Here is a 24,698-nt window from a genome sequence, read left to right as displayed (position 1 = left end):
CTCACTTCGTTGCGTTCGGGTGCCGGGTGTGCACCTGCTCGAGGAACACCGTCCGGCCCACCACGAAGAACCGGAGGCGCGCGTCGCCCTGCCGCGTCGGCTTGTGCTGCCAGCGCTCGTGGACGTCAGCACCCTTCGTCACGGTGCCGAGCTCGCCCCGCAACCGGTAGTTCGACGGGGTCGTCTCTGTCGGCGTTCTCGTCAGGAAGTCCCACGCCTCCGCCAGGGCGTTCCGGCTGGTGGCGCAGAGGTCGGTCCAGCCCTTCTGCGCCTGCAGCGTGGCGAAGCGGATCTCGTACTCCGACTTCTTGAGAGGCCGCTCGACGCGGCTGTCCCTCGCCACGGCTACGGACGCTCGACGACGATGCCGGTCTCGAGCCAGTCGACCGGCATGATCGCGAGTCCGTCGGCGATCGCCGTGGCCGACTCCCGCCAGGAGACCAGCTCGGCCGCGGCCAGGTGCGCGTGACCGGTGGCGAAGGACGCGCGCGCCGTCGACAGCAGATCCTTCGCGCACTGCTCCCGGTCCGAGCCGGACAGCGCGAGCATCCAGGGGAAGACCTGCGCCATCCGGTCGCCGAGCGTCCCCCGGTCGTCGGTCGACACCGCGATGAGCTGAGCAGCCAGCTGCAGCAGCTGCTCGCGCGAGTCCGCCTCGCGCTTGGACATAAGCACGAGGTCGTCCCCGTCGCGACGCGTGACGTCGACCGGCTGCTCCTCCGCCGCGGCGAAGACGGCGCGCGCGTTCCGGCTCAGCTCGGAGGACTGGAACGTCGGGATCGGGGTGGTCGCCATCTCTCGATCGTAGTTCAGAACGACTTCTGAATGAGCTGCGCGCGAGAGTCTTGATGCGCGAGCATCAGCCTCCTTCAGGCGTGTCAGGTTCAGCGGCGGCACCACCGTCATCGCGCCGCTGCCTTCCATGGCCCGATCTCCTGGTCGTCGACCAGCCCGCGCCGTCCGGCCTCCTCGACCAGGGCGGACCAGCGGTCGGGCGGCATCCGGTGCTCCATGTCCTCCAGCGCTCGCCGAACGGTCGTCGCCGGGACACCCTCGTAGCGGGTGAGCTCGTGGTCGGAGAGGTCGGTCCGGTTCTGCAGATCGAGCCAGTCCGGCAGAGCCCGCCGAACCCGGCGGCGGGTGCCCACGCGCACCTTCGGCGGATTGAACTGCCCGAGTGTCAGCAGATCGAGCACGGACTCCCGATGCAGGAACGCACCCTCCCCCGCGAGCGCGACGGCGATCGCCGGCTGGGTGACCCGGGTCGTCGGCACGTCGCGGTGCGTGTACACACCCTGGCCGTGCGCCCGGAGCGCCCCACGAGCAGCGAGCTTCCGGACCTCGACGGCCGGAACGCCGGCATCCCCCGCCTCCGCGATGGTCACCACGCCGCTCCGCGCGGCGGCCAACTCCCACAGGTCTCTGCGATATCCCATCTCGCCCTCCTCTGCCAAAAGAGTACCGAAATCAGGACTGTTTTGACCGTGGTCGGCCCGGTGAGCGTCACTCTGGCGTGCGCTGCGTGATGGGCAGCGAACGGAGTGGCGTCCTCGGCGGTCAGGGGCCGGAGAACGTGACGGCGGTCGCGCCGCTGGGGACGGCGGCGGCGGCGAGTGTCGCCGCGGCGCGGTCGGCGTCGCTCGTCAGGGTCACGGCGAGGTGGTCGGGGGCGGCGCGGAAGCCCGCGGTGGGGACGGCGGCCGAGATCGCGGTCCAGAGGCGCTGGGCGTCGTCGAGCCAGGGGCCCGGAGTGCCGGTGACGAGCAGCGAGCGGTCGGCGCTCTGGACGCTCACGTGCAGGGGCGGGGCGTCGGGGAGGAGCGCGGGGGCGTCGCGGGCGAGCGCGAAGGCGTCGTCGGCGGTCGCCTGCTCCGAGAGGAAGAGGCTCAGGCCGCTCGCGCGGTCCTCGCTGTCGTCGGCGGCGAGGGCGAGGGACTCGACTCGCGGGTCCTCGCGCAGCGCGAGCGCGGCGGCGATCCGGCCGGACGTGAGGTCCTCGTCGCCGGACACGGGCAGGGTGAGGTCGTCGGCGTCGAGGAGGATCCGCACGTCGCCCGTCGGGCGCTTCGCGGCGAAGGCGGCCAACCGGTCGGCGAGGGACGTCAGGTCGGCGTCGGAGAGGTCCTCGCGGGCGACGACCTCGGCGCTGACTCCGCCGGTGAACGGCATGTCCTCGACCGTCGCGAGCTCGACGTCGGCGACCGCGTCGTCGCTGCCGAAGGTGCGTGTGAAGTCGGCGCGGAAGGAGTCGCCGCTGCAGCCCGTCAGCAGGAGTACCGCCGTCAGGGCGAGGGCCGCGGCGCCCGCCGCGCGCCCCCGACCCCGCCTCATCGGGCCAGCGTACGTCGCAGCTGCGGAGCGCACCGGGAGTGGACGGATCGGCCTCCGCGTGCTCGGCGCACGAGGGGGCGCGTCGATCCGGCACGGAGGGTCGTGTGGGAGCCGTCGAGGCAGCCGTCGGTGACGGATCGATGCGGCGGTAGAGCGGGCGGGGCCGCACCCGCCGACAGGACGTCGGGCCGCCTGCGTCGAGGGCGGGCGGCCCGGGGACGTCAGCTCGTCGAGGGGACGGCGGTGGGATCGGCCGACGGGGCGGGCTCGGCGGCCGAGGTCGAGGCCACGCCCCGGCCGAAGGCCTGGCCCTGGAGGATGGCTCCGAGGTCGACGCCGGTCGCGGACTTGACGCTGTCGAACGTGGCCGACAGGCTCGCCGCCTGCTCGCGGGCGATGTGCGTGGCCGCGGTGTCGCCTCCGATCAGGGTGATGGTGCCGACGTTCTGGTAGCCCTTCGCGAACTCCGCCATCAGGGACGGCAGCTGGCCGATGAGCTCGCGGCCCAGGATCGCCTCCTGGTTCTCGCGGAGCGCCTCCGCCTCGGCCTGGATCGCGGCCGCGCTCGCCTCACCCTTGGTGCGGATGGCCTCCGCCTCGGCGGAGGCGTTCGCGCGCAGGGCCTCGGCCTCGGCGCCGGCCTTGGCGCGCAGAGCGTGGGCCTCCGCCTCGGCGCGGGCGCTGACCGCCGCCGCCTCGGCCGCGGCGGACGCCTGACGGGCCTCCGCCTGGCGCTGGACGGCGTAGGCCTCGGCGTCGGACACCTGCTGCGCGACCTGGCGGTCGGTCTCGGCCTTCTTCGCTCGGCCGTAGGCGTCGGCGTCGGCCTCGGTCTGGCGCCGGTACTTCTCGGCGTCGGCCACGCGCTTGACGTCGGCGTCGAGCTCGGCCTGCCGGTTCTCGGCGCGCTGGACGAGGACGGCCTGCTCGCGCTCGGCGCGGGCCAGGTTCTCGGCCTGCTCCGCCTCGGCGTTGGCGCGGCCGACCTCGGACTTCGAGGCGGCGGTGTTCTTGTCGAAGGCGGTCTGCTCGATCAGGTTCGCCTCGTCGGTGGCGAGCTGACGGGCCTTGACCTCGCGGGCCGCGTTGATCCGGGCGACGTCGGCCTCGCGGCGGACGCGCTCGATCTCCTGCGCGCCGAGCGCCTCGATGTAGCCGTTGCGGTCGGTGACGCCCTGGATGGCGAAGGAGTCGAGGACGAGTCCCTGGGCGAGCAGGTCGCCCTTGATGCCCTCGGCGATCTCGTCGCCGAGCTTCTGGCGGTCCTGCATGACCTCCTCGACGCTGAGCTTCGCCACGACGCCGCGCAGCGCGCCCTCGAGCTGCTCGGTCGTGAAGACGTCGATCGACTGGTCCTGCGAGGCGAAGCGCTCGGCGGCGGCGCGCACCTGGTCGGGCGTGGAGCCGATCTTGACGAGGGCGACGCCCGCGAGGTGGATCGTGACGCCGTTCTTGGTCTGCGCGACCGGCTCCATCTTGATCTGCCGCGACCGCAGCGAGATGCGGTCGGAGCGCTGGGTCAGCTTGTTGACGAACGCGCCGCCGCCGGTGATGACGGTCATGTTCGAGGTCAGGCCGTCGTCGCCCTTCTGCTTCTTTCCGACGATCACGATCGCCTCATCGGCCTGCGGGACCTGGTACCAGGCGCGGAAGATGAAGAAGCCGATGATGGCGAGCAGCAGCACGACACCGACGACGATGCCGGCGCCGACGACCCAGAGCAGATCAGAATTCATGGACGAGGGACCCCCTTCTCGGAACCCGCGCGGGGCGGGTTTCTGAGCGATGTACAGGTTCATCGTGGCATGGACGGGGTTCCCGGGCGTCGGCCGGACGGCGGATGCGTGCTGGTTCGAGCGGGACGCGCGGAGGTTCCGGGCGGAGAGCAGGACCGCGCTCGGGTCGCCGCGCGACGAGGCGGATCGGCGCGATCGCGAAGAGCGGACGCACGGGCGGAATCGCAGCGAGAGGAATGCCAGCGGCGACGAACGCCGGGCGATGCTTCGACTCTCGCGAAGACATCAGTGCTGGGGTACCTGGACTCGAACCAAGAACAACTGAACCAGAATCAGTCGTGTTGCCAATTACACCATACCCCAATGGTCATCCGGCGGTGAGGCCGGGACCAGGCGGCGGCCGGAGTGGAACTCGGCGCCGAGAGACGACAGTACCCTACGGACGCACGCCGCTCAAATCGGCTCCGCGATCGTGCACGGCGAGGGCCTCCGACTCGGGCGCGGCCTCGCCGAGGCGGGCGCGGACGAGGTCGCGGTTGATCGCCGAGGCGACCTGCGCGCCGGAGCCCGCGGCGACGATCAGCTGCTGCGGTCCGGGGGCGGTGACCTCGCCGGCGGCGTAGAGGCCGGGGACGGAAGTGCGGCCGCCGGCGTCGACGCGGAGGAAGCCCTCGGGGTCGACCTCGGGGCCGGCCGGGTCGAGGTAGTCGAGGACGGGCACCCAGACCGGGCGGACGAAGGCGCCGGTGCGCGGGATCACATCGCCGTCGGCGAGGGCGACGCCGGTCATCACGGCCCGCTCCCCCACCAGGTCCGCGACGGGGCGGCGCTCGATGCGGATGCCGATCGAGTTCAGGAGCGACTCGTCGGTGTCGCTGACGACGCCGACGCTGTTGGTGAAGACGATCAGGTCGGTCGACCACTGGGAGAGGAGCATGGCGCGCTCGGCGAGGTCGGCGGTCTCGCCGATCAGGGCCAGCGGCTCGCCGGCCTTCTCATAGCCGTCGCACTCCATGCAGCTGTGCACGGCGGTGCCGTAGTAGGCGCGGAGGCTGGGCAGCGTCGGGAGGCGCTCGGAGAGGCCGCCCGCGACGACGACCGCGGTCGCCAGCACCGAGCGGTCGGCCGAGCCGCGGACGCCCTTCGCGGTGACGACGAACTCGCCGCCGGAGCGCTCGACGGCGGTGACCATCGCGTTGTGCACCTCGGCCTCGTCGTACTGCTCGAGCTCGGCGCGGCCGAGGCGGCGCAGCTCGAGCGGCGAGACGCCGTCGCGGGTGAGGAAGCCGTGCGAGTGCAGGGTCGCCGCGTTGCGCGGCCGGTTGCTGTCGAGCAGCAGCACGCTGCGGCGCGCGCGGACGAGGTTCAGCCCCGCCGAGAGCCCCGCGGGACCGGCGCCGATGATGACGACGTCGTAGTGGCCGCCCTGCACCTCCGCCACGATCAGCTCCGGGTGTCGGCGAGGCGGGCGAGGCGGGCGATCGACTCGGACTTGCCGAGGATCTCCATCGACTCGAACAGCGGCGGCGAGACGCGGCGGCCCGAGATCGCGGTGCGCAGCGGCCCGTAGGCGATGCGGGGCTTGAGGCCCAGGCCCTCGATCAGCGCGCCGGCGAGCGCCTCCTGGATCGAGGCGGTCAGCCACTCCCCCTCGGGCACGAGCTCGAGGGCGCCGATCGACGCGGCGAGGACCTCGCCGGCGTTCGCGGGCAGGCCCTTCAGCGCGTCCTCGTCGTAGGAGAGGGCGTCGGCGGTGGTGAAGAGGAAGCCGAGCATGCCGGGCGCCTCGCCGAGCAGGCCGATGCGCTCCTGGACGAGCGGGGCGGCGGCGTCGAGGACGGCGCGCTGGTCGGCGGTCGGCTCGGTCTCGAGGACGCCGGCGGCGATCAGGTAGGGGATCGTCCGCTCGGTGAAGTCGTCGACCGCGAGCAGGCGGATGTGGTCGCCGTTGATCGACTCGGCCTTCTTGAGGTCGAAGCGGGCCGGGTTGGGGTTCACGTCGGCGACGTCGAAGGCGGCGATCATCTCGTCGATCGAGAAGACGTCGCGGTCGTGGGTGAGCGACCAGCCGAGCAGGGCGAGGTAGTTGACCAGGCCCTCGGGGATGAAGCCGCGGTCGCGGTGGTGGAAGAGGTTGGCGGAGGGGTCGCGCTTGGAGAGCTTCTTGTTGCCCTCGCCCATCACGTAGGGCAGGTGGCCGAAGCGCGGGACGAACGTGGTCAGTCCGATGTCGATCAGCGCGTGGTACAGCGCGATCTGGCGCGCGGTCGAGGGCAGGATGTCCTCGCCGCGGAGGACGTGCGTGATCTGCATCAGCGCGTCGTCGACCGGGTTCACCAGCGTGTAGAGCGGCTGGCCGTTGGGGCGGACGACGACGAAGTCGCTGAAGGAGCCGGCCGGGAAGGTGATCTCGCCGCGGACGAGGTCGTCGAAGGAGAGGTCGGCGTCCGGGACGCGCAGGCGCAGCGCCGGGCTCCGGCCCTCGGCGCGGAAGGCGGCGCGCTGCTCCTCGGTGAGGTCGCGGTCGAAGTTGTCGTAGCCGTGCTGCTTGGCGCGGCCGGCCGCCTCGTTGCGCGCGTCGATCTCCTCCGCGTTCGAGTAGCTCTCGTAGAGGTGGCCGGAGGCGAGCAGGCGCTGGATGACGTCGGTGTAGACGTCGCTGCGCTCGGACTGCCGGTACGGGCCGTGCGGGCCGCCGACTCCGACGCCCTCGTCCCAGTCGAGCTTCAGCCAGCGGAGCGCGTCGATGAGCTGCTCGTAGCTCTCCTCGCTGTCGCGGGCCGCGTCGGTGTCCTCGATCCGGAAGACGAAGGTGCCTCCGGTGTGCCGCGCGTAGGCCCAGTTGAACAGGGCGGTGCGGATGAGGCCGACGTGCGGCGTCCCGGTCGGGGACGGGCAGAAGCGGACGCGGACGTCGCTCCCGGTCGCGGTCGTGAACGGGTGCGCGTCGTGGGCGCGATCGGAGGGCGGGGTGAGCTCAGACATACGGGGCGATTCTAGCGGCGGGGCGGGGATCGGCGCCCGGACTGGACAGGGGGCCTGCTCGGGTGGACGTCCGGCTCGTGGAATCCCGTTCGGCACGCGGGAATCCGGGGATTCGGCGCGCCGAGGGTGGAATCGCGAGCCGGAGGTGGCGCAGGTGGACGTTCGGCACGCCGGAACTGCTCCGGCACGCGGCAAGTGGGTGTTTCGGCGAGCCGGAGGAGGGATCGCGAGCCGGAGGTGGCGCGGGCGGACGCTCGGCACGCCGGAACAGCTCCGGCACGCGGGAAACGCGCGATTCCGCGAGCCGGAGGCGGGATTGCGAGCCGGAGGCGGGGCGGGTGGACGTTCGACACTCGGAAACTGCTCCGGCACGCGGGAATCAGGGGATTCGGCGAGCCGGAGGAGTAATCGCGAGCCGGAGGTCGCAGCGGCGGGGTGCGGGGCGGCCGGAGCTCTTAGCGCGAAGCAGTGCTCCGAGTCAACGGACTTCTCGAACGGGAGGAGCAGTGGTGGCCTGTGGCTACTGCTTCTCCCCCGGGGCCGCTCGACGACGAGCGCGTCGCATCCCGCCGCCCCGGACGCGCCAGCATGCCCGGAAAGGGGTCCCGATGAGCACGGTCGTTCTCGACACCGCCCTCTCAGCGCTCGCCCCTGCGATCGACTCGCCGAGCGAGCCCGCCTCGCCGCGCGAGGAGAAGGACGCGCGCACCCTCTCGCTCTTCCAGGCGGCGGCGACCGCCGACGACGCCGAGGGCGCCCGGATCCGCGAGCGGATCGTGCTCGACCACCTCGGGCTGGCCGAGGCGATGGCGAACCGGGTGTCCCGCGCCGGCGGCGACCGCGCGGATCTCCGCCAGGTCGCCTACGTGGGGCTGGTCAAGGCCGCCCGCCGCTTCACGCCGGAGCGCGGCGACAGCTTCGCCGCCTTCGCGGTGCCCACCATCACCGGCGAGCTCAAGCGCCACCTGCGCGACCTCGGCTGGATGATCCGCCCGCCCCGCGGCGTGCAGGAGCTGCACCGCCGCTCGGCCGTCGTCGCCGACGAGCTCGCGCAGGAGCTCGGCCGCCACCCGAGTGATCGGGAGATCGCCGCGCGGCTCGGCGTCGAGCCGGCCGAGGTCGCCGACGCGCGCGCGGCCGGGCATCCGCTCTCCCTCGACGAGACCGTCGGCGAGACCGGCGTCCGGCTGGCCGAGACGATCGGCGGGGAGGACGAGGACCTCGCGGCGATCGACCGCCGGCACGGCCTGGCCCGGGCGCTCGCCGAGCTCGAGAACGGCCAGCGCGAGCTGCTCCGGATGCGCTTCGTCGAGGAGATGACGCAGCAGCAGATCGCCGACGCGCTCGGCACCACGCAGATGCAGGTCTCGCGGCTGCAGCGCCGGATCCTCGCGCAGCTCGCCGACCGCCTCGGCGCCCCCTCGCGCGGTCATCAGCCGAAGGCGCCCCGGAACGGGGTCGCGACCGTCACGCCCGTCCACCCTGCGGCGCGGCTGCGGACCGCCTGAGGTGCGCGTCGGCGCGCGAGGGCAGGGTGGCGAGCGCGTCGAGGACGTGCTCGGTCTGTACCGCGAGCAGCGCCGGGTCGGGCTCGGAGGAGAAGACGTCGCCGCGGCGCAGCGACGCGACGGTCAGCACGATGTGCGGTCCGCTCGCCGGCGGACCCCAGGCCTCGGGCGGCGCCGGTCCGAAGATCACGACCGACGGGATGCCGTAGGCGGAGGCGAGGTGCGCGGCACCGGTGTCCACCGTGACGAGCACCTCGGCCGCGGCGACGACGGCGGCGAATCCGCTGAGATCGATCGCGCCGGCGAGCACCTCGCCCGTTCCGGCCAGCTCGGCGACGCGGCGGGCGCGGTCGGCCTCGTTCGCGCCCCCGGTGTAGACGACGCGGTGCCCCTCGGCGGCCAGCGACTGCGCGACCGCGGCGAAGCGCTCCTCCGGCCACTCGCGCGAGCCGTAGAACGCGCCGATGTGCACGATCGCCGCGCCGTCGACGGGCGCAGGCACGGCCGGGACGGCGATGCCGACGTCCTCGGGGTCGGCGTCGAGGCCGATCGAGTTGACGAGGCGGGCCCAGCGCGCGCGCTCCAGCTCGCCGTCGAGCCAGAGCGGGCGCGGGTCGTCGTGGCTCGCGTCGGGGTCGAGGGCGGGCACGCGGAACTCGAGGCGGCGCTCGGGCTCGAGCGCGATCAGGGCGTCGCGGGACTCCGGGCCGTTGCCGTGCAGGTTGACGGCCAGCTCGATGCGACCGGGCGCGACCGGCAGCGGATCATCCAGCCCGCGCAGAGTCGGCACGAGGGCGTCGAGGCCGTCGATCAGGTCGACGATCGGCTCCAGCCAGGGCGTGGTCGCGAGGATCAGCCGATGCTCGGGGAAGCCGCGGCGCAGCGCCTTGAGGGCGGGGACGGCCACGAGGATGTCGCCGAGCTTGAGGGCTCGCAGGGCGAGGATCTCCGGGGTTCCGTCCGGGTCGGTGAGAGCGCGCACGGCGCCTCCTTCCTGTCGGAGGTCCCGTACCCCGCTCCGGCGACCTCAGACGCGCGGATCTCGCCCGGGCGGCCCCGCGGCTCCGACGCGCCCGAGCGGACCACTTCTCCTCCCCCGCGTTTGGAACCCGGAGGAGGGGGGTACGAGGGAGAGGTGAACGACTCGATCCAGCCGGGCTCCGCGCACCGCACCGCGGAGGACGCCCCCGCCCCGCGCGCTGCGCGGCTGCGCGGAATCCTCTTCGACCGCGACGCGACGCTCGTGGTCGACGTGCCCTACAACGGCGACCCGGCGCGGGTCGAGCCGATGCCCACCGCGCTGGACGCGGTCGAGCGGGCCCGCGAGGCGGGACTGAAGCTCGGCGTCGTCACGAACCAGTCCGGCATCGCCCGCGGCATCATCGACCGCGCGCAGGCCGACGCCGTGAACCGCCGCGTCGACGAGCTGTTCGGCGGCTTCGACGCCTGGATGCTCTGCCCGCACGGCCCGGAGGACGGCTGCGCCTGCCGCAAGCCCGCGCCGGGCATGGTGCTCGACGCCGCGCAGACCCTCGGGCTGCCCGCCGACACCCTCGCAGTGATCGGCGACATCGGCGCCGACATCGGCGCGGCGGCGGCCGCGGGGGCCCGCGGCGTGCTCGTGCCCACCCCGATCACCCGGGCCGAGGAGGTGGCCGCCGCTCCGCTGCGCGCGGCGACGCTCCTCGAGGCCGTCGAGCTGCTGCTGGCGATGCAGCCGGACGAGGACGCCGAGTGACCCGCCGCGTGCTGGTGGCGCGCCTCGACAGCGCGGGCGACGTGCTGCTCTGCGGGCCCGCTGTGCGGGCGATCGCCGCCGACGCCGAGGTGCTGCTGCTCGCCGGGCCGCAGGGCGCGCCCGCTGCGGCACTGCTGCCGGGGCCGACGCAGGTGCGCACCTGGTCCTGCCCGTGGATCGGCGACGCCTCGAAGGCGGTCGACGCCGCCCTCGTGGCGGAGCTGCGGTCGATCGTCGAGGAGTTCGCTCCGGACGAGGCCGTGATCCTCACCTCCTTCCACCAGTCACCGCTGCCGCTGGCGCTGCTGCTGCGCCTGTCCGGCGTCGCGCGGATCTCCGGGGCCTCGGTCGACTTCGCCGGTGCGCTGCTCGATGTTCGGCTGGTGCCCGGCGAGACGCTCGAGGAGGACCAGCCGGAGCCGGAGCGCGCCCTCGCCATTGCGGCGGCCGCGGGCTTCGCGCTGCCGGAGGGCGACGACGGGCTCCTGCGGGTCGACCGCGGCGGCGTCCTACCCGCCGCGCTCGAGGGTGTCGGACCGTACGTCGTCGTGCACCCGGGAGCCGCCGTGCCCGCCCGTGCCTGGCCGGCCGAGAACGCGGCGCGCGCGGTCGAGCTGCTCGCCGACTCCGGACTCGCGGTCGCCGTCACCGGCGGCCCCGGCGAGCGCGCGCTCACCGCGCAGGTCGCGGGCAGCCGCGGCATCGACCTCGGCGGCGCGACCGACTTCGCCGGTGCGGCCGAGGTGCTCGCCCGCGCCGAGGTCGTCATCAGCGGCAACACCGGGCCGGCACACCTCGCGGCGGCCGTCGGCACCCCGGTGGTCAGTCTGTTCGCGCCCGTCGTTCCGGCGATCCGCTGGGCGCCCTACGGCGTCCCGGTCGAGCTGCTCGGCGACCAGCAGGCCGCCTGCGCCGGCTCGCGCGCCCGTGTCTGCCCGGTCCCCGGCCACCCCTGCCTCGCGGGGGTGAGCGCCGAGGAGGCGGTCGCCGCCTCCCACCGTCTCCGCGCGCTCCCGCGCCGCGACTCGACGACATCCACCACGACACCCTCGGAGGCGCTCGCATGAGGATCCTGCTCTGGCACGTGCACGGCGGCTGGGCGGACGCGTTCGTCCGCGGCGACCACGAGTACCTGCTGCCCACCACCCCCGCCCGCGACGGCTGGGGCCTCGGCACCGGCGGCCGCGACTGGCCGAACACGATCGAGATCGCACCGGAGGAGCTGCGCGACGCCGACGTCGACGTCGTCCTCCTCCAGCGCCCCGACGAGCTCGCCGAGGCGGAGCGCCTGCTCGGCCGCCGGCTCGGCCGCGAGATCCCGGCGGTCTACGTCGAGCACAACACGCCCCGCGGCGACGTGCCCGACAACCGCCACCCGCTCGCCGACCGCGACGACCTCCTCCTCGTGCACGTGACGCACTTCAACGCGCTGATGTGGGACACCGGATCGACGCGCACCACGGTGATCGAGCACGGGATCAACGACCCCAGCCCCCTCTACACCGGCGAGCTCGCGCGCTTCGGCGTCGTCATCAACGAGCCGGTGCGCCGGCAGCGGGTGACCGGCACCGACCTCCTGCCGCGCTTCGCCGCGGTCGCGCCGCTCGACGTCTTCGGGATGAAGACCGAGGGCCTCGTCGGGACGCCCGGGCTGCCCGCCGACCGCCTCGACGTGCTCGGCGACGTGAAGACCGGCGCGATGCACGCGGAGCTGGCCCGCCGCCGGGTCTACCTGCACCCGTTCCGCTGGACCTCGCTCGGCCTCGCGCTGCTCGAGGCGATGCACCTGGGCATGCCGGTCGTCGCGCTGGAGACCACGGAGGCCGGCCGCGCCGTGCCGCCCGAGGCCGGGGCGGTCTCGAACGACCTCGACGCGCTGGCGGCAGCCGCCCGTGCGCTGATGGAGGACCCGGAGCGGGCCGCCGTCGCCGGTGCGGTCGCCCGCGAGGCCGCGCTGGCGCGCTACAGCCTCGGCCGCTTCCACCGCGACTGGGACGAGCTGCTCGGCGACCTCGCCGCCGCCCCGCGCACCCTCTCCACCGCCGGAACCCGCGAAGGGAGCACCCGATGAGCACCCCCCGTCCCCTCTCGATCGCGATGGTCTCCGAGCACGCCAGCCCGCTGGCGACGCTCGGCGGCGTGGACGCCGGCGGCCAGAACGTGCACGTCGCGGCGCTCGCCGACGCGCTCGCACGCCGCGGCCACCGCGTCACCGTCTACACCCGGCGCGACGACGCGTCGCTCCCCCGCCGGGTGCCCTTCACCTCCGGCGTCGAGGTCGTGCACATCGACGCGGGCCCGGCCGCCAAGGTCTCCAAGGACGAGCTGCTGCCGTTCATGGGCGACTTCGCGGTCGACCTCGCGAACGACTGGCTCGACTCCCGCCCCGACCTGGTGCACAGCCACTTCTGGATGTCCGGGGTCGCCGCGCTCGACGCCTCCGAGCGGGTGGAGCGCGCCACCGGGCGCCGCGTGCCCGTCTTCCACACCTTCCACGCGCTCGGCGTGGTGAAGCGCCGCCAGCAGGGCGCGCTCGACACCAGCCCCGAGGAGCGCGCCTGGCTCGAGCCCGGCGTCGGCCAGCGGGCGGACGGCGTCGTCGCCACCTGCTCCGACGAGGCCTTCGAGCTGAAGGGCCTCGGCGTGCCCACCTCGAGCATCTCGGTGGTGCCCTGCGGCGTGGACCTCGAGCGCTTCACGCCCGGGGGGCCGGTCGCCGAGCGCACCGGGCGGGTACGCCTGATGAGCATCGGCCGCCTCGTGCCCCGCAAGGGCATGGGCCACGCGATCGAGGCGCTCGCCCGCCTGGTCGGCGACGGCTGCGACGCCGAGCTGGTCGTCGTCGGCGGCTCCGGCTCGGGCGACGCGCTGATCGCCGACCCGGAGTACCAGCGCCTGCACGGCGTCGCCGAGGGCCTCGGAGTCGCCGACCGCGTCGTCTTCGCCGGCCAGCTCTCGCAGACCGAGATGCCGGCGATGCTCCGCTCCGCCGACATCGTGATCTGCGCGCCCTGGTACGAGCCGTTCGGCATCACTCCGCTGGAGGCGATGGCTTGCGGCGTGCCGGTGGTCGCCTCCTCCGTCGGCGGGCTGATCGACACGGTCGTCGAGGACGTCACCGGCGTGCACGTGCCGCCGCGCGACCCCGCCGCCCTCGCCGAGGCCCTCGCCGCGCTGATCGCCGACCCCGAGCGCGCCCGCGCCTACGGAGCCGCCGGCCGCGCCCGCGTCGAGTCGCGCTACTCCTGGGACCGCGTCGCCGCGGACACCGAGCGCGCCTACCTGACCACCCTCGCCGGACTCGGCGACGGCGATGCCGCCATGAGCGGCACCGCTCGCACCTCCCTCTCCTCCACCCCCCGGAAGGCGGCCCCGCGCAGATGAGCATCGACACCGTTCTGGACACCCCGACGGACACGCCGTCCGGCTCCCCGACGGACGCCGCCCGGCGCCTCGTCGACGACCACGTCGCCCGCGCGCTCGACGTCGTCGCGCAGCTGGAGCGGCACTCCGACCGGATCGTCGCCTGGGGCGTCGAGCTGGCCGACCGCCTGCACACCGGCGCCCGGCTGCTCGCGGCCGGCAACGGCGGCTCGGCCGCGGAGGCGCAGCACCTCACCGCGGAGCTGGTCGGCCGCTTCGACGGCGACCGCATCCCCTTCTCCGCGATCTCGCTGCACTCCGAGACCTCGAGCCTCACCGCGATCGGCAACGACTACGGCTTCGACCACGTCTTCGCCCGCCAGGTCACCGCGCACGCCCGCAGCGGCGACATCGTCGTGCTGCTCTCGACCAGCGGCCGCAGCGCCAACCTGCTGCACGCGGCCGAGGCGGCCCGCGCGGCGGGCGCCCGCACCTGGGCGCTCACCGGCGACGGACCGAACCCGCTGACCGAGGCCTGCGACGAGTCGATCGCGCTCGAGGGCCACGGCTCGAACGTGCAGGAGGCGCAGCTCGTGCTGGTGCACGCGCTCTGCCGGGCGTTCGAGCACCGGATCCGCGTGCGGACGGGGGCGGCCGCGTGAGCCGCCTGCGGATCGCCGTGGTCGGCGACGTGATGCTCGACGTCGACCTCTCCGGGCCGGCCGAGCGGCTGAGCCCCGACGCGCCGGTGCCCGTGGTCGACGTGTCGACCCGCGGGGTGCGCGCCGGCGGCGCCGGGCTGGTGGCGCGGATGCTGGTGCGCGACGGCCACGAGGTCGTGCTGGTGACGGCGCTGGCCGATGCCGCCGATCCCGATGCGGCCGAGCTGCTCGCCGCCCTCGACGGTGTCCGAGTGGTCGCCGGGCCCTCCGGCGCGCCGACGCCCGTGAAGACGCGCGTCGCCGCCTCCGGTCAGGCGGTCGTCCGCTTCGACCGCGGCTGCGAGCGCCCGCCGGTGCCGACCGTGACCGAGGAGATGCTCGCCGCGCTCGGCGAGGTCGACGCGGTCGTCGTCGCGGACTACGGCCGCCGGCTCACCGAGGACGCCTCGCTCCGCGCGGCCCTCGACGCGCTCACCGTGCCGCTGGTCTGGGATCCGCATCCGCGCGGGACCGAGCCGGTCGCCGGGACGACTCTCGCGACGCCGAACCTGGGCGAGGCGACCGGCTTCTCCGGGGCCTCGGGCCGCGGCGTCACCCTCGCCGAGACCGCCGCGACGACGCTGCTCGAGCGCTGGGGCTGCGGCGCGGTCGCGGTGACGATGGGCTCCGGCGGCGCTCTGGTCCGCTCGCGCGGCGCCGGCGTGCCGGTGGTGCACCCCGCCGCCGCCGTGCCGCCGACCGATCCCTGCGGGGCGGGCGACCGCTTCGCCGCCTCCGCCGCCGTCGCGCTGGCCGGCGGGGCCACCCCCTCCGAGGCGGTCGGCGCGGCCGTCGCCGCGGCCGGGGCCTACCTGCTCGCGGGCGGAGTCTCCTCCCTCGGCGCTCCGGCCGACACCGCCGCCCTGCACGGGGCGTCCGGAGTGGACGCGCTGCGCGTCGCCGAGGCCGTCCGCGGCGCCGGCGGCACCGTGGTCGCCACCGGCGGCTGCTTCGACCTGCTGCACGCCGGCCACGCCCGCACGCTCTCGGCCGCCCGGGCGCTCGGCGACTGCCTGATCGTCTGCCTCAACTCCGACGACTCCGTCCGCCGGCTCAAGGGACCGGCCCGGCCGATCATCCCCGAGGACGACCGGGTCGACCTGCTGCTCGCGCTCGAGTGCGTCGACGCGGTGCTCGTCTTCGGCGAGGACACCCCCGACGAGGCGCTGCGCCGCATCCGCCCGGACGTCTGGGTGAAGGGCGGCGACTACTCCGCCGAATCGCTGCCCGAGACCGCGACGGTCGCCGAGTGGGGCGGCCGCGTCCTGACGGTGCCGTACCACGCGGGCCGCTCGACCACCCATCTCGCCGCCGCGCTCGCGCGCGTCGGCTGACCGCGTCGGCTCCGGCCGACCACCGCCCCGCTGCGCCGACCCCGTCGGCGCTGACGATCCTGGAAGGGACACCCATGACCACCACCCCCACCCCCATCGGCCGCGTCCTGATCACCGGAGGCGCCTCCGGACTCGGAGCCGCCGTCGCCGCCGCCGTCACGGCCGCGGGCGGCACGCCGATCGTCCTCGACCGCGACGTGTCGAACGTGCAGGAGGGCGTCGCCGCCTACCAGGTGGACGTCGCCAGGACCCGCGAGGCCGAGAAGGCCGTCGTCGAGATCGCCCGCGAGCACGGCGGCCTCGACGCCGTCGTCACCGCGGCCGGCATCGACCGCTGCGGCCGCCTCGTCGACGTCGAGCCGGAGGAGTGGGAGCGCGTGATCTCGGTCAACCTGCTCGGCACCGCCGCCGTCGTCCGCGCCGCGCTGCCGTTCCTCACCGAGACCCACGGCCGCGTCGTCACCGTCGCGTCCTCGCTCGCGATCAAGGCCGTCTCGGACGCCACCGCCTACTGCGCGTCGAAGTTCGGCGTGCTCGGCTTCACCCGCGCCCTCGCGGCCGAGACCAAGGGCGAGATCGGCGTCACCACGCTGATCCCCTCCGGCATGAAGACCCGCTTCTTCGACGACCGCGACGCCCAGTACAAGCCGGGCCCCGACGCGCTCCTCAACGACCCGGAGAACGTCGCCAACGCCGTGATGTTCGTCCTCGGCCAGCCCCGCGGCTGCGAGGTCCGCGAGCTCGTCATCACCCACGAGGAGGAGCCCTCCTGGCCGTGAGCCGCTGACGCCCAGGACGTCTGACGCTCCCCCGCGTCCGACCCCTCCCGCGAGATGCCACTTATGAGCGCGACACGCCGGTGTCGCCGCTCATAAGTGGCATCTCGTGGTGGGGGGCAGGGCCCGGGCGACGTCAGCGGGTGGAGGCGAGGACGCCGCGGACGTCCTCGAGGACCCGGGCGACGGGGACGTCGTCGACGAAGGACAGCTCGTGCTCGCAGCGCGGGGCGGTCCAGCCGACCTGGGTGACGTCGATGCCGCAGATCGGGCAGCGGGTGGTCCAGCTCAGCTGCACGCGGTGGCGCTGGCGGCCGAGGGGCTGGGCGTTGATGGCATTGCCGACCCAGAAGACGCCGACCGTGGGCGCACCGACCGCCGCCGCGAGGTGCCGCGGTCCGCTGTCGTTGCCGAGGACGAGGTCGGCGAGCGAGAGCAGCGGACCGAGATCTGGGAGCTCGACCCGGTCCGCCCAGGACACCGCGCCCGGAGCGCCCGCGACGATCGCGTCCGCGGCGGGCGCGTCGGAGGCGTCGCCCACGACGAGCACGCGCGCCCCGTCGGCCAGCAGCGCGCGGGCCACCTCTGCGAAGTTCGCGGAGCTCCAGCGGCGCCGGACGTCGGTCGCGCCCGGGTGGATCAGCACCAGCGGCCCGCCGGCGGGCAGGGCGGCGGCGAGGCGGTCGCGGCGCTCCGGGTCGACCTGCAGCGACGCCTCGAGGCGCACCGCAGGGGCCCCCGCCAACCCGACGATCTCGAGCGCCCGCAGCATCTCGTGCTGGTAGTAGACGTAGGGGATCGTGCGCTCCAACTCGGCCGCGTCGTCGGTGCGCGAGCCGACGGTGTGCCGTGCGCCGAGGCGCTGCAGGAACGGGTTGGAGAAGCGGCCGCCGCCGTGCAGCTGCACCGCGAGGTCGAAGCGGCGCGCGCGCATCCGCTCGGTGAAGTCCTCGACGACCCGCGGGTCCTCACCCTCGCCGTCGCGGACGCCCTGCGCCACCGGCAGGATCTCGACGTCGCTCACCGGCGACTCCACGCCCTGCAGCAGCACGCGGTGCGCCGGAGTGCCGAGCAGCACGATCTCGGCGCCCGGGTAGGCGGCGGCGAGCGCGTCCACGGCGGGCAGCGCGAACAGCAGGTCGCCCAGTCCGCCGCCGCGCAGCACGGCGATCCTCTCGACTCCGTCGAAGCGGTCTCGGAGCGGGGCGATGGCGACCACGGTCGTTCCTCTCGGTGGGGCGGAGTCGCGCGCGGCGACTCCGGGGAAGGGGCACTCCTCCTCTTCCCCGTCGGAGGCGATCCGAAACCGGAGGCGGCCGTCGAGCCCCGCACAACATCAGCTGAGATGGGAGGGCCTCCGCTGTGGAGGGAGGGACCCCCCTCTCAGCTGATGTTGTGCGGCGACCTGCGGGCGGCGGGCCCGCGCAGGCCCGCCTGCGCGGCTGCTCAGTCGCCGGCGAGAGCCCCGCGGCGGATCTTGCCCGCGTCGTCGCGCAGCGGTGAGCGCTGGAGTCGCAGAGCCCGCGGTGCCCGGGAGCCGAGGTGCTCGCGCGCGAAGGCGAGCAGCTCCTCGTCCGTCACGGCGGCGTCCGCGATGTCGACGACCGCCTCGATCGCCTGGCCGAGCTCGGCGTCCGGGACGCCGAAGGCGACCGCCCCGCGCACCGCCGGGTGCTCCTCCAGCACCCGCTCGATCTCCGCCGGGTAGACGTTCACCCCGCCGCGCAGGATCAGGTCGTCCTCCCGGTCCAGCACCGTGAGGTAGCCGTCCGCATCGACGGAGCCCAGGTCGCCGAGGGTGTCCCAGCCGTCGTCGGTCCGCTTCGACTCCCCGCCGAGATAGCGGTAGGTCGCGTCCCCGCGGCGCATCTGCACGAGCCCGGCCTCGCCGGGCCCGCACTCCGACCCGTCCGACCGCAGCACCCGCAGCTCCGTCCCGCCGATCGGCCGGCCGACGCTCCCCGGCCGCTCGAGCCACTCGTCGCCGCGGATCATCGTCAGCCCGTTCGACTCGCTGCCGGCGTAGACCTCGACGACCCGCTCGGCACCGATCCAGTCGATCAGTGCGCGCTTGTCCGCGGGCGGGCACGGCGAGCCCAGGTGCAGCACCGTCTCCAGCGACGACACGTCCGCGTCCCGGTGCGCGGGCGTCCGCAGCAGCCGGTGGATCATCGTCGGCACCAGCAGCGCCCAGGTCACCCGGTGCTCCGCGATCGCCGCGAGCACCCGCGCCTCGTCGAAGCGCGGCAGGATCACCAGCCGCTGCCCGGTCAGCAGCCCGCGGAAGGCGTAGGTGAAGGTCGCGGAGTGCAGGAGCGGCCCGGCCACCAGCTGCACCCCCTCTCGCGGCAGGAACGCCGCGACCGGCTGCGTCGGATCCATCAGCGCAGGCGCCGCCGCGAGCACGATCTTCGGCCGCCCGGTGCTGCCGGAGGAGGCGGGCGCCTTCCACGAGGACGCCCAGAGATCCGGCAGCTCGTCGTCCGGCAGCGAGGGGTCGGGCGCGAAGCCCGCGGGCACGAAGGGCACGCCCTCCAGCTCCACGCCGATGCTCAGCGACGGCCGCCCGAGCGCGCCGACCTCGGCGAGCTCCCGCGCCGACAGCCCGCGCGACAGCGGCTGCGGCGTCGCGCCCGCCTTCCAGATCGCGGCGCAGGCCAGCACCAGCTCGGCACTGTTCGGCAGCGAGACGGCGACGAGCGAGTCCGGAGTGACGCCCCGCGCCGCGTAGGCGCGCGCGAGCCGGTTCGAGGCCCGGTCCAGGGCTCCCGCGGTGAGGGTCGCGTCGTCCGCGACGACCACGACGCGCTCGGGGTCCTGCTCGGCCAGCGCCGAGAAGCAGCGCGAGAACGACCGGCGCATCAGCTGCCGCCGACGTGAGAGAGGTACAGCGCCTCGTGACTCGCCGCGACGTCGTCCCACGAGTGCGAGAACGCGAGCTCCCGCCCGGGCCCGGGCCTCGGCGCCGCCCCCGCGAGCGCCGCGGCGAGCGCACCCCGGATCCCCGCCACGTCGCTCCCGTACGCCACGGTCTCCCCGAACACCTCGCGCAGCACCGGCAGATCGCGCGCGACGACCGGCACCCCCGCGGCGAGCGCCTCCATCGCCGCCAGCCCGAAGCCCTCCTTGGTCGAGACGAAGCCGAGCACCGCCGCACCGGCGACGAGCGCCGCGAGCCGCTCCTCCGGCACCGTGCCGAGCACGACCGGCGTCACGCCCAGCTCCGCCGCCCGGCGCTCGAACTCCTCGCGGTAGCCCCGGTAGTCGAACAGCGTCTCCCCGCCGCCGAAGACGAGCGCGGTCCCCGGAGCCAGCCCCGCGAACGCCTCCAGCAGGTCGATGCTGCCCTTCCGCGGCTCGATGCCGCCGAGCGCGAGCACGTAGCGGCCGAGCTCGGCCCGCCACGCCCCCGCCGCGGCACCGCCGGCCGCGGCGGCGAACCGCGCGGCGTCGACGCCGTTCGGGATCACCGCGGGCGTCCGCCCCCAGCCCGCCGCCACCTCGTCCGCGACAGCCCGCGACACCGCGAGCAGCCCGGCCGGCCCGGTGATCGCGCGCTCGTGGCAGGCGATCAGGGCGGGCGTCGTGAAGGCGTCCAGGTGGTGCACCGTGCGGAGCAGCCCGCCGGCCCCCGCGAATCCGGCGTCGAGCGCGGCGTTCGCCGAGATGCAGTCCTGCGCGTGCACGACGTCCCACTCCTCGCCGTCGTCGCCGAGCGCCACCGCGAGCGCGTCGAGCGAGCGGACGATCCGGTCGCCGACGTCCTCCCCGTCGCGCGCCGCGAACGGCACCACGCGCACCGCCACCGCCGGGTCGACCGCGCGGAAGAAGGCGGAGTCGCCGCCGCGGCCGAGCGTCCAGACGGTCACCTCGTGCCCGCGCCGGGCCAGCGCCTCCGACAGCGCGAGCGTGTGCACCACGCCGCCGCGGGGCTTCGTGGAGTAGGTCAGCTGCGCGATCCGCACGGGGTCTCCTTCAGGCGGGGCGGCGCCCGCGGGCGGCACCGGTCGGACGGGCGGCCCCGGGTTCAGACGGTGGGAGCCGCGCGGTGGTACGCGTGCTCGGCGCGGTCGCGCAGGTGGTCCATGCTGCGGCGGGCCCGGGCGACGGAGGCCGAGACGTCGTCGGTCGCGACCGCCAGCCCGCCCTTCGCCCAGGTCTTCGCGAGGATCTCGCCGGCCGGGTCCACGACCTTCGCCTGCCCGAGGAAGCGCAGCCCGCCGAGCACCCCGGTCTGGTTCGAGGAGACCAGGTAGACCTGGTTCTCCGCGGCGCGCGCGCAGTCGTAGAGGTCGAACAGGTGCGCCTGGCGGTCGTTGCGGATCCGATCGGAGCGGTCGGTGACGCTCGCGGGCCAGGCGCTGAGGCAGCAGAGGATCTCGGCCCCGTCGAGGGCGAGCGAGCGGGCCGACTCCGGGAAGGTCTTGTCGAAGTCGATCATCATCCCGATCCGCCCCACGGCCGAGTCGAACGAGCGGAAGGAGTCGCCCGCGGCGTAGGCCTCGGACTCGCCCAGCGGCAGGTGCACCTTGCGGTGCGTCCCGATCACCTCACCGCCCTGCACGCAGACCGCCGAGTTGTAGCGCCGCACCTCGCCGCCCTCCAGCGCGCGCTCCGCGATGCCGAAGCACACCGTGGTGTCGCCCGCCATCGCCGCGACGGCCGCCACCTCCGGCCCGTCGACCTCGACGGCCTGCGGCAGGTCGTCGGGGCCGGGGTGGTGCATGTCGAGGAGGTAGCCGCCGAGGGTCGCGTCCGGCAGCACCAGCAGGTCGATCCCGCGCTCCTGAGCGCTCGCGATCATGCCGGGCAGCTTGACGAGGGTGCGCTCGATGTCGCGGCCGAAGTGCGCCGCGACCGCGGCCATCGTGATCGTCGACATGGTCCTTCTCTCCCGCCCTCTGCAGGCGGACGGTGCGCCGGGGCGGACGGAGAGCCTCCGCCCTCCTCCGCCCCGCGCGGCAGAGCGGTGCGCTCGGGCCGAGCGCGTGGCCGTCACCGTACCGCGGCGCCCTCGAGCCGGTCCATCCGCGCGCCGCCGAGCAGCTGCTCCGCCACGTGCTCCGCGTCGCGCGCGATCGCCTCGAAGCGCCCGGAGCCCCAGGTGTTCAGCCACGGCAGCCCGAGGAAGTGCAGCCCGGGCACGGCGGTCGCGCCGCGCCGGTGGGTGGGGTGCCCGGCGCCGTCGAAGACGCCGATCTGCATCCAGGAGTAGTCGGAGCGGAAGCCGACCGCCCAGACGATGCTCGTGATCCCGGCGGCCGCCAGATCCAGCTCCTCGATCTCGTGTTCCGGCCGCCAGACCGGCGCGTACCGGGCCTCGGTCGGCGCCGAGACCCCCGAGCGCTCGATGTAGGCGTCGATGTCGTTCTTGATCGACTCCGCGACCGAGTCCGCGTAGTCGAGCGACGCCTCCGCCGTCGGGGCGAATCGGAGCGACCCGCCGTCGACCTGCTGCAGCCGGCCGTAGAGCGTCATCCCGTCGCGCGCGAACGCCCGCAGGTCGATGTCGCGGCCGCCGCCGCGCCCGGTGACGTAGTGGTTGGTCGACTCCCGCTTGGAGAGCCCGCCCACCTGCGCGTGCACGGGCACGTCGTAGACGCCCATGTCCGCGAGCCAGGCGACGCAGTCGCGCCCGCGGTAGAACCGGGCGACCCGCGGGGCCGTCCCCAGCGCCAGGTGCACGTCGCGCCCCTCGAGGAAGAGGTCCTCCGCGATCTGCGCGCCGGACTGGCCGGAGCCGACCACGAGCACGCCGCCCTCGGGCAGCGCCGCGGCCGAGCGGTAGTCGGCGGAGTGCAGCTGCACGATCGAGTCGGGGATGCGGTGCGCGACCGCCGGCAGCACCGGCCGGTGGTAGCCGCCGGTGGCGACGACGACCTGATCGGCGGTGATCGTGCCGCGCGAGGTGACGATCTCGAAGGCCCCGTCCGCGCTCTCGCGCAACCGGAGCACCTCGGTGTCCTCGGCGACGGGAGCGCCGAACGACTCCGCATAGCGCCGCACCCAGGCGTGCACCTCGGCGCGGGTCATGAAGCCGTCGGGGTCGTCGCCGTCGTAGGGGTAGCCCGGGAGCCGGCACTGCCAGTTCGGCGTGACCAGCGTGAAGTTGTCCCAGCGGCGGTCGATCCAGTCGTGCGCGATGCTGTCGCGCTCGATCACGAGGTGCTCGACGCCCTGGTCGGTGAGCAGGCGGCTGATCGACAGCCCGGCCTGGCCGGCGCCGATCACGGCGACCGGGAGGTGCCGGCCGTTCTCGAGCGCGGTCATGCGCGCGCCCCCTGCGCGGACGCGGACGACGGAGCGGACGACGGAGCGGACGACGGAGGCAGCGGCGGATCCATCGCCAGCACCCGCACGCGGCCGCCGTCGAAGCGCGCGGCGGCCGCGAGGATCTCCGACTCCTGCTGCAGCGCGGAGGTGCAGGCGAAGCCGAACTTCGCGCGCACCCGCTCGCTCGCCAGCCGCAGAGCCTCGGTCGAGCGCCCGACGAAGTCCTCGATCGGGTAGCTCTCGCCCTCGGCGAGGTAGTCGTGCATCACCAGGCTCGGCGAGTAGCAGCGCTCCTCGACGCCGTCCGGCCAGCGGACGTGGAAGGTCATCTCAGGCATGGACCAGCCCTCCGCTCCAGACGCGGTCGATGTCGTAGGCGTCCGGCCGGCGGTCGCGGAGGTGGAACATCCCACCGCGCATCGCCTCGAAGGTGCCGCGCACGTCGATGTCGGCGACCGCCATGCCCGAGCCGAGCAGCGTCGTCGCGAGGATGTTGCCGCCCGGATCGACGACCTTCGCGTTGCCCACGTAGCGCAGCGAGCCGAACGTGCCCGACTGGTTCGACGCCAGCCAGAACACCTGGTTGTCCAGGGCCCGGGCGATGTCGAACTGGTTGAAGCGGTAGGTCCAGCGGTCCTCCTGCAGGTTCTCCGCCGTCGCCGTCCGCGCGGCCGGCCAGGCCGAGAGCGAGGCGATGATCTCCGCACCGTCCAGCGCCATCGAGCGGGCCGCCTCCGGGAACGCCTTGTCGTAGCAGATCTGCAGCCCGACCCGGCCGACCGGGGTCTCGAAGACCGAGTAGCCGGGCCCGGGCGAGTACGACATGTGCTCGCCGAGCGGCTGGTGCACCTTGCGGTAGCTGCCGTAGATCTGCCCGCCGTCGAGCAGGGCGGCCGCGTTGTAGCGGGTCTCGCCGTCCGCGTCGAGCTCGCAGAAGCCGATCGCGACCAGCAGGTCGCCGGCGATCTCCTGCACTCGGCGCAGCTCCGGCCCGTCCAGCGCGATCGCCGGGGGCATCGAGCGGGTGGTCGTCTTGACCGTGTCGCCGTGATTGCCGAGCGAGGAGAGGTAGCCGCCGATCGCGGCCTCGGGCAGGACGAGGAACTCGACCCGCTTCTCGCGGGCCTCCTCGGCCAGCGCGGCGATGAGCGCGTAGTTCTCATCGAGGTCGCGGGTGAAGTTCGCCGCGACCGATCCGACGACGGTCATGGCGGGCGCCTAGAGGTTGTAGGTCGAGTTGATGATGGCGCCCTTGCGGGCGTAGTGGATGACGGCGTCCTGGACGTCGAGCGGGTGGCAGGGGATGGTGCCCTCGATCAGGTCCTCCTCGCGCAGGCCGTGCAGGGCCATGCCGAAGCGGCAGACGAAGACGCGGTTGCCCTCGTCGATGAAGGTCTTCAGGGCGTCGTTGATGTTCTGCTCGCCCGGGAAGCCGGAGTCGCCGACGGTCGGGAAGCCGCGGGTCGCCATCGCGTTGATCGTGCCGGGGCCGTAGAAGTAGACGGCCGACTCGAAGCCCTTGCGGGCCGCGCGGGTCGCCTGCAGGATCGCGACGAAGCTGACCGAGGACTCGTGCGCGATGCCGTGCACGAGGGTGAAGTAGGACTGGCCGGGCTCGGCCTGGTAGTCGGGGAACACCTTGGTGGAGCCGTAGAGGTTGCTGCCCTTGGGCAGCGAGGGGTGCGCGATCTCGGAGCGCGACTTCTCGATGTTGGCGCTGATCTGCTCTTCGATCGCGGCCTGGTCGTCGGTGCTGTGGTCGGCGGGGGTGGTCTGGTCGTCGGTCATGAGAACCTCCGGGGTTCGGTGAGGAGCGCGCCGGGCGGGGCGCGAGCGAGTGGTGCAGGGACAGGAGTGCCGGGTGGAACGGGCGGTGCTGTGATGCAGAGGCCGGCGCCGCTCGGGCGGGACAGAGGACGAGCGGAGCGACGGGGCCGGGTCGGGAGCGTTCGT

24 protein-coding genes and 1 tRNA gene are annotated in these 24,698 nt (G+C 74.3%); 8 read left to right on the top strand and 17 right to left on the bottom strand.

The features are described from left to right. Window position 1 precedes the first annotated feature (1 nt). The 8 genes from EDF43_RS19865 to gltX form a co-directional block, all read right to left on the bottom strand. Window positions 2–343: a hypothetical protein gene (locus tag EDF43_RS19865; protein ID WP_132438276.1), complete on the bottom strand. Its 342-nt coding sequence runs from the start codon at window positions 341–343 to the stop codon at window positions 2–4. A gap of 2 nt (window positions 344–345) precedes the next feature. Beyond that, window positions 346–795, bottom strand: coding sequence for a prevent-host-death protein (locus EDF43_RS19860; protein ID WP_132438277.1), 450 nt, complete (start codon window positions 793–795; stop codon window positions 346–348). Window positions 796–902: 107 nt separating this feature from the next. After that, the gene (locus EDF43_RS19855) at window positions 903–1,436 is read right to left on the bottom strand and encodes a type IV toxin-antitoxin system AbiEi family antitoxin domain-containing protein (protein ID WP_132438278.1); all 534 of its coding nucleotides are present in this window, start codon (window positions 1,434–1,436) and stop codon (window positions 903–905) included. Between the two features lie 121 nt (window positions 1,437–1,557). Beyond that, complete coding sequence (locus tag EDF43_RS19850; RefSeq protein ID WP_132438279.1) at window positions 1,558–2,331, bottom strand: hypothetical protein; 774 nt, start codon at window positions 2,329–2,331, stop codon at window positions 1,558–1,560. A gap of 221 nt (window positions 2,332–2,552) precedes the next feature. Continuing rightward, a complete protein-coding gene (locus EDF43_RS19845) occupies window positions 2,553–4,067 on the bottom strand; it encodes an SPFH domain-containing protein (RefSeq protein WP_123737241.1) in 1,515 nt (504 codons plus the stop codon). A 291-nt stretch (window positions 4,068–4,358) separates the two neighbouring features. Further along, window positions 4,359–4,430 (bottom strand) — tRNA-Gln (locus EDF43_RS19840). Window positions 4,431–4,503: 73 nt separating this feature from the next. Further along, the gene (locus tag EDF43_RS19835) at window positions 4,504–5,508 is read right to left on the bottom strand and encodes an NAD(P)/FAD-dependent oxidoreductase (RefSeq protein ID WP_243646384.1); all 1,005 of its coding nucleotides are present in this window, start codon (window positions 5,506–5,508) and stop codon (window positions 4,504–4,506) included. 2 nt (window positions 5,509–5,510) lie between these two features. Continuing rightward, entirely contained in the window at window positions 5,511–7,052 is a 1,542-nt protein-coding gene (gene gltX / locus EDF43_RS19830; RefSeq protein WP_132438280.1) for a glutamate--tRNA ligase, read from the bottom strand. Window positions 7,053–7,660: 608 nt separating this feature from the next. Between gltX and EDF43_RS19825 the strand changes: the two genes are divergently transcribed. After that, on the top strand, window positions 7,661–8,560 hold the full coding sequence (locus tag EDF43_RS19825; protein WP_132438281.1) for a sigma-70 family RNA polymerase sigma factor: 900 nt from the start codon (window positions 7,661–7,663) through the stop codon (window positions 8,558–8,560). Here the strand turns inward: EDF43_RS19825 and EDF43_RS19820 are convergent. After that, window positions 8,520–9,542, bottom strand: coding sequence for a glycosyltransferase family 9 protein (locus EDF43_RS19820; RefSeq protein ID WP_132438282.1), 1,023 nt, complete (start codon window positions 9,540–9,542; stop codon window positions 8,520–8,522). The two genes, EDF43_RS19825 and EDF43_RS19820, sit on opposite strands and share 41 nt — an antisense overlap. A gap of 153 nt (window positions 9,543–9,695) precedes the next feature. Here EDF43_RS19820 and EDF43_RS19815 point away from each other — a divergent pair, with 153 nt between their 5' ends. The 7 genes from EDF43_RS19815 (at window position 9,696) to EDF43_RS19785 (ending at window position 16,475) form a co-directional block, all read left to right on the top strand. Next, complete coding sequence (locus tag EDF43_RS19815) at window positions 9,696–10,298, top strand: HAD-IIIA family hydrolase (protein WP_308197751.1); 603 nt, start codon at window positions 9,696–9,698, stop codon at window positions 10,296–10,298. Further along, window positions 10,295–11,365, top strand: a complete 1,071-nt coding sequence (locus tag EDF43_RS19810; RefSeq protein WP_132438283.1) for a glycosyltransferase family 9 protein — start codon at window positions 10,295–10,297, stop codon at window positions 11,363–11,365. Before EDF43_RS19815 ends, EDF43_RS19810 begins: the two co-directional genes overlap by 4 nt. Further along, on the top strand, window positions 11,362–12,369 hold the full coding sequence (locus tag EDF43_RS19805; protein ID WP_132438284.1) for a glycosyltransferase: 1,008 nt from the start codon (window positions 11,362–11,364) through the stop codon (window positions 12,367–12,369). Before EDF43_RS19810 ends, EDF43_RS19805 begins: the two co-directional genes overlap by 4 nt. Beyond that, window positions 12,366–13,682 (top strand): glycosyltransferase, encoded by a 1,317-nt coding sequence (locus EDF43_RS19800; RefSeq protein ID WP_132438285.1) that lies wholly within the window; start codon window positions 12,366–12,368, stop codon window positions 13,680–13,682. The genes EDF43_RS19805 and EDF43_RS19800 overlap by 4 nt, the downstream gene beginning before the upstream one ends. Continuing rightward, entirely contained in the window at window positions 13,679–14,323 is a 645-nt protein-coding gene (locus EDF43_RS19795) for an SIS domain-containing protein (RefSeq protein ID WP_132438286.1), read from the top strand. The genes EDF43_RS19800 and EDF43_RS19795 overlap by 4 nt, the downstream gene beginning before the upstream one ends. A gap of 5 nt (window positions 14,324–14,328) precedes the next feature. After that, window positions 14,329–15,696 (top strand): PfkB family carbohydrate kinase, encoded by a 1,368-nt coding sequence (locus EDF43_RS19790; RefSeq protein WP_132438312.1) that lies wholly within the window; start codon window positions 14,329–14,331, stop codon window positions 15,694–15,696. 74 nt (window positions 15,697–15,770) lie between these two features. Beyond that, complete coding sequence (locus tag EDF43_RS19785) at window positions 15,771–16,475, top strand: SDR family oxidoreductase (protein ID WP_123705034.1); 705 nt, start codon at window positions 15,771–15,773, stop codon at window positions 16,473–16,475. Window positions 16,476–16,608: 133 nt separating this feature from the next. Here the strand turns inward: EDF43_RS19785 and EDF43_RS19780 are convergent, their stop codons facing one another. The 8 genes from EDF43_RS19780 to EDF43_RS19745 all read right to left on the bottom strand — a co-directional run bounded on the left by EDF43_RS19780 (window position 16,609) and on the right by EDF43_RS19745 (window position 24,533). Continuing rightward, window positions 16,609–17,691, bottom strand: a complete 1,083-nt coding sequence (locus tag EDF43_RS19780; protein ID WP_132438287.1) for a glycosyltransferase family 9 protein — start codon at window positions 17,689–17,691, stop codon at window positions 16,609–16,611. 227 nt (window positions 17,692–17,918) lie between these two features. Then, a complete protein-coding gene (locus tag EDF43_RS19775) occupies window positions 17,919–19,334 on the bottom strand; it encodes an AMP-binding protein (RefSeq protein WP_132438288.1) in 1,416 nt (471 codons plus the stop codon). Next, complete coding sequence (locus tag EDF43_RS19770) at window positions 19,334–20,437, bottom strand: MSMEG_0565 family glycosyltransferase (RefSeq protein WP_132438289.1); 1,104 nt, start codon at window positions 20,435–20,437, stop codon at window positions 19,334–19,336. The genes EDF43_RS19775 and EDF43_RS19770 overlap by 1 nt, the downstream gene beginning before the upstream one ends. Window positions 20,438–20,499: 62 nt before the next feature. Continuing rightward, a complete protein-coding gene (locus EDF43_RS19765) occupies window positions 20,500–21,354 on the bottom strand; it encodes a carbon-nitrogen hydrolase family protein (protein ID WP_123734002.1) in 855 nt (284 codons plus the stop codon). Window positions 21,355–21,467: 113 nt separating this feature from the next. Beyond that, window positions 21,468–22,742 carry an MSMEG_0569 family flavin-dependent oxidoreductase gene (locus EDF43_RS19760; RefSeq protein WP_132438290.1) on the bottom strand — a complete coding sequence of 425 codons (1,275 nt, stop codon included), beginning with the start codon at window positions 22,740–22,742 and terminating at the stop codon, window positions 21,468–21,470. After that, a complete protein-coding gene (locus EDF43_RS19755; RefSeq protein ID WP_132438291.1) occupies window positions 22,739–23,083 on the bottom strand; it encodes an MSMEG_0570 family nitrogen starvation response protein in 345 nt (114 codons plus the stop codon). The genes EDF43_RS19760 and EDF43_RS19755 overlap by 4 nt, the downstream gene beginning before the upstream one ends. Next, window positions 23,076–23,954, bottom strand: a complete 879-nt coding sequence (locus tag EDF43_RS19750; RefSeq protein ID WP_132438292.1) for a carbon-nitrogen hydrolase family protein — start codon at window positions 23,952–23,954, stop codon at window positions 23,076–23,078. Before EDF43_RS19750 ends, EDF43_RS19755 begins: the two co-directional genes overlap by 8 nt. 9 nt (window positions 23,955–23,963) lie before the next feature. Continuing rightward, window positions 23,964–24,533, bottom strand: coding sequence for an MSMEG_0572/Sll0783 family nitrogen starvation response protein (locus EDF43_RS19745; RefSeq protein ID WP_123705041.1), 570 nt, complete (start codon window positions 24,531–24,533; stop codon window positions 23,964–23,966). Between the last annotated feature and the right edge of the window lie 165 nt (window positions 24,534–24,698).

Source organism: Rathayibacter sp. PhB179 (assembly GCF_004345345.1).
In the GTDB taxonomy this organism is placed as follows: domain Bacteria; phylum Actinomycetota; class Actinomycetes; order Actinomycetales; family Microbacteriaceae; genus Rathayibacter; species Rathayibacter festucae.
The sequence above is the reverse complement of the archived record's forward strand: the minus strand, read 5'-3'. Positions and strand labels throughout refer to the sequence as shown.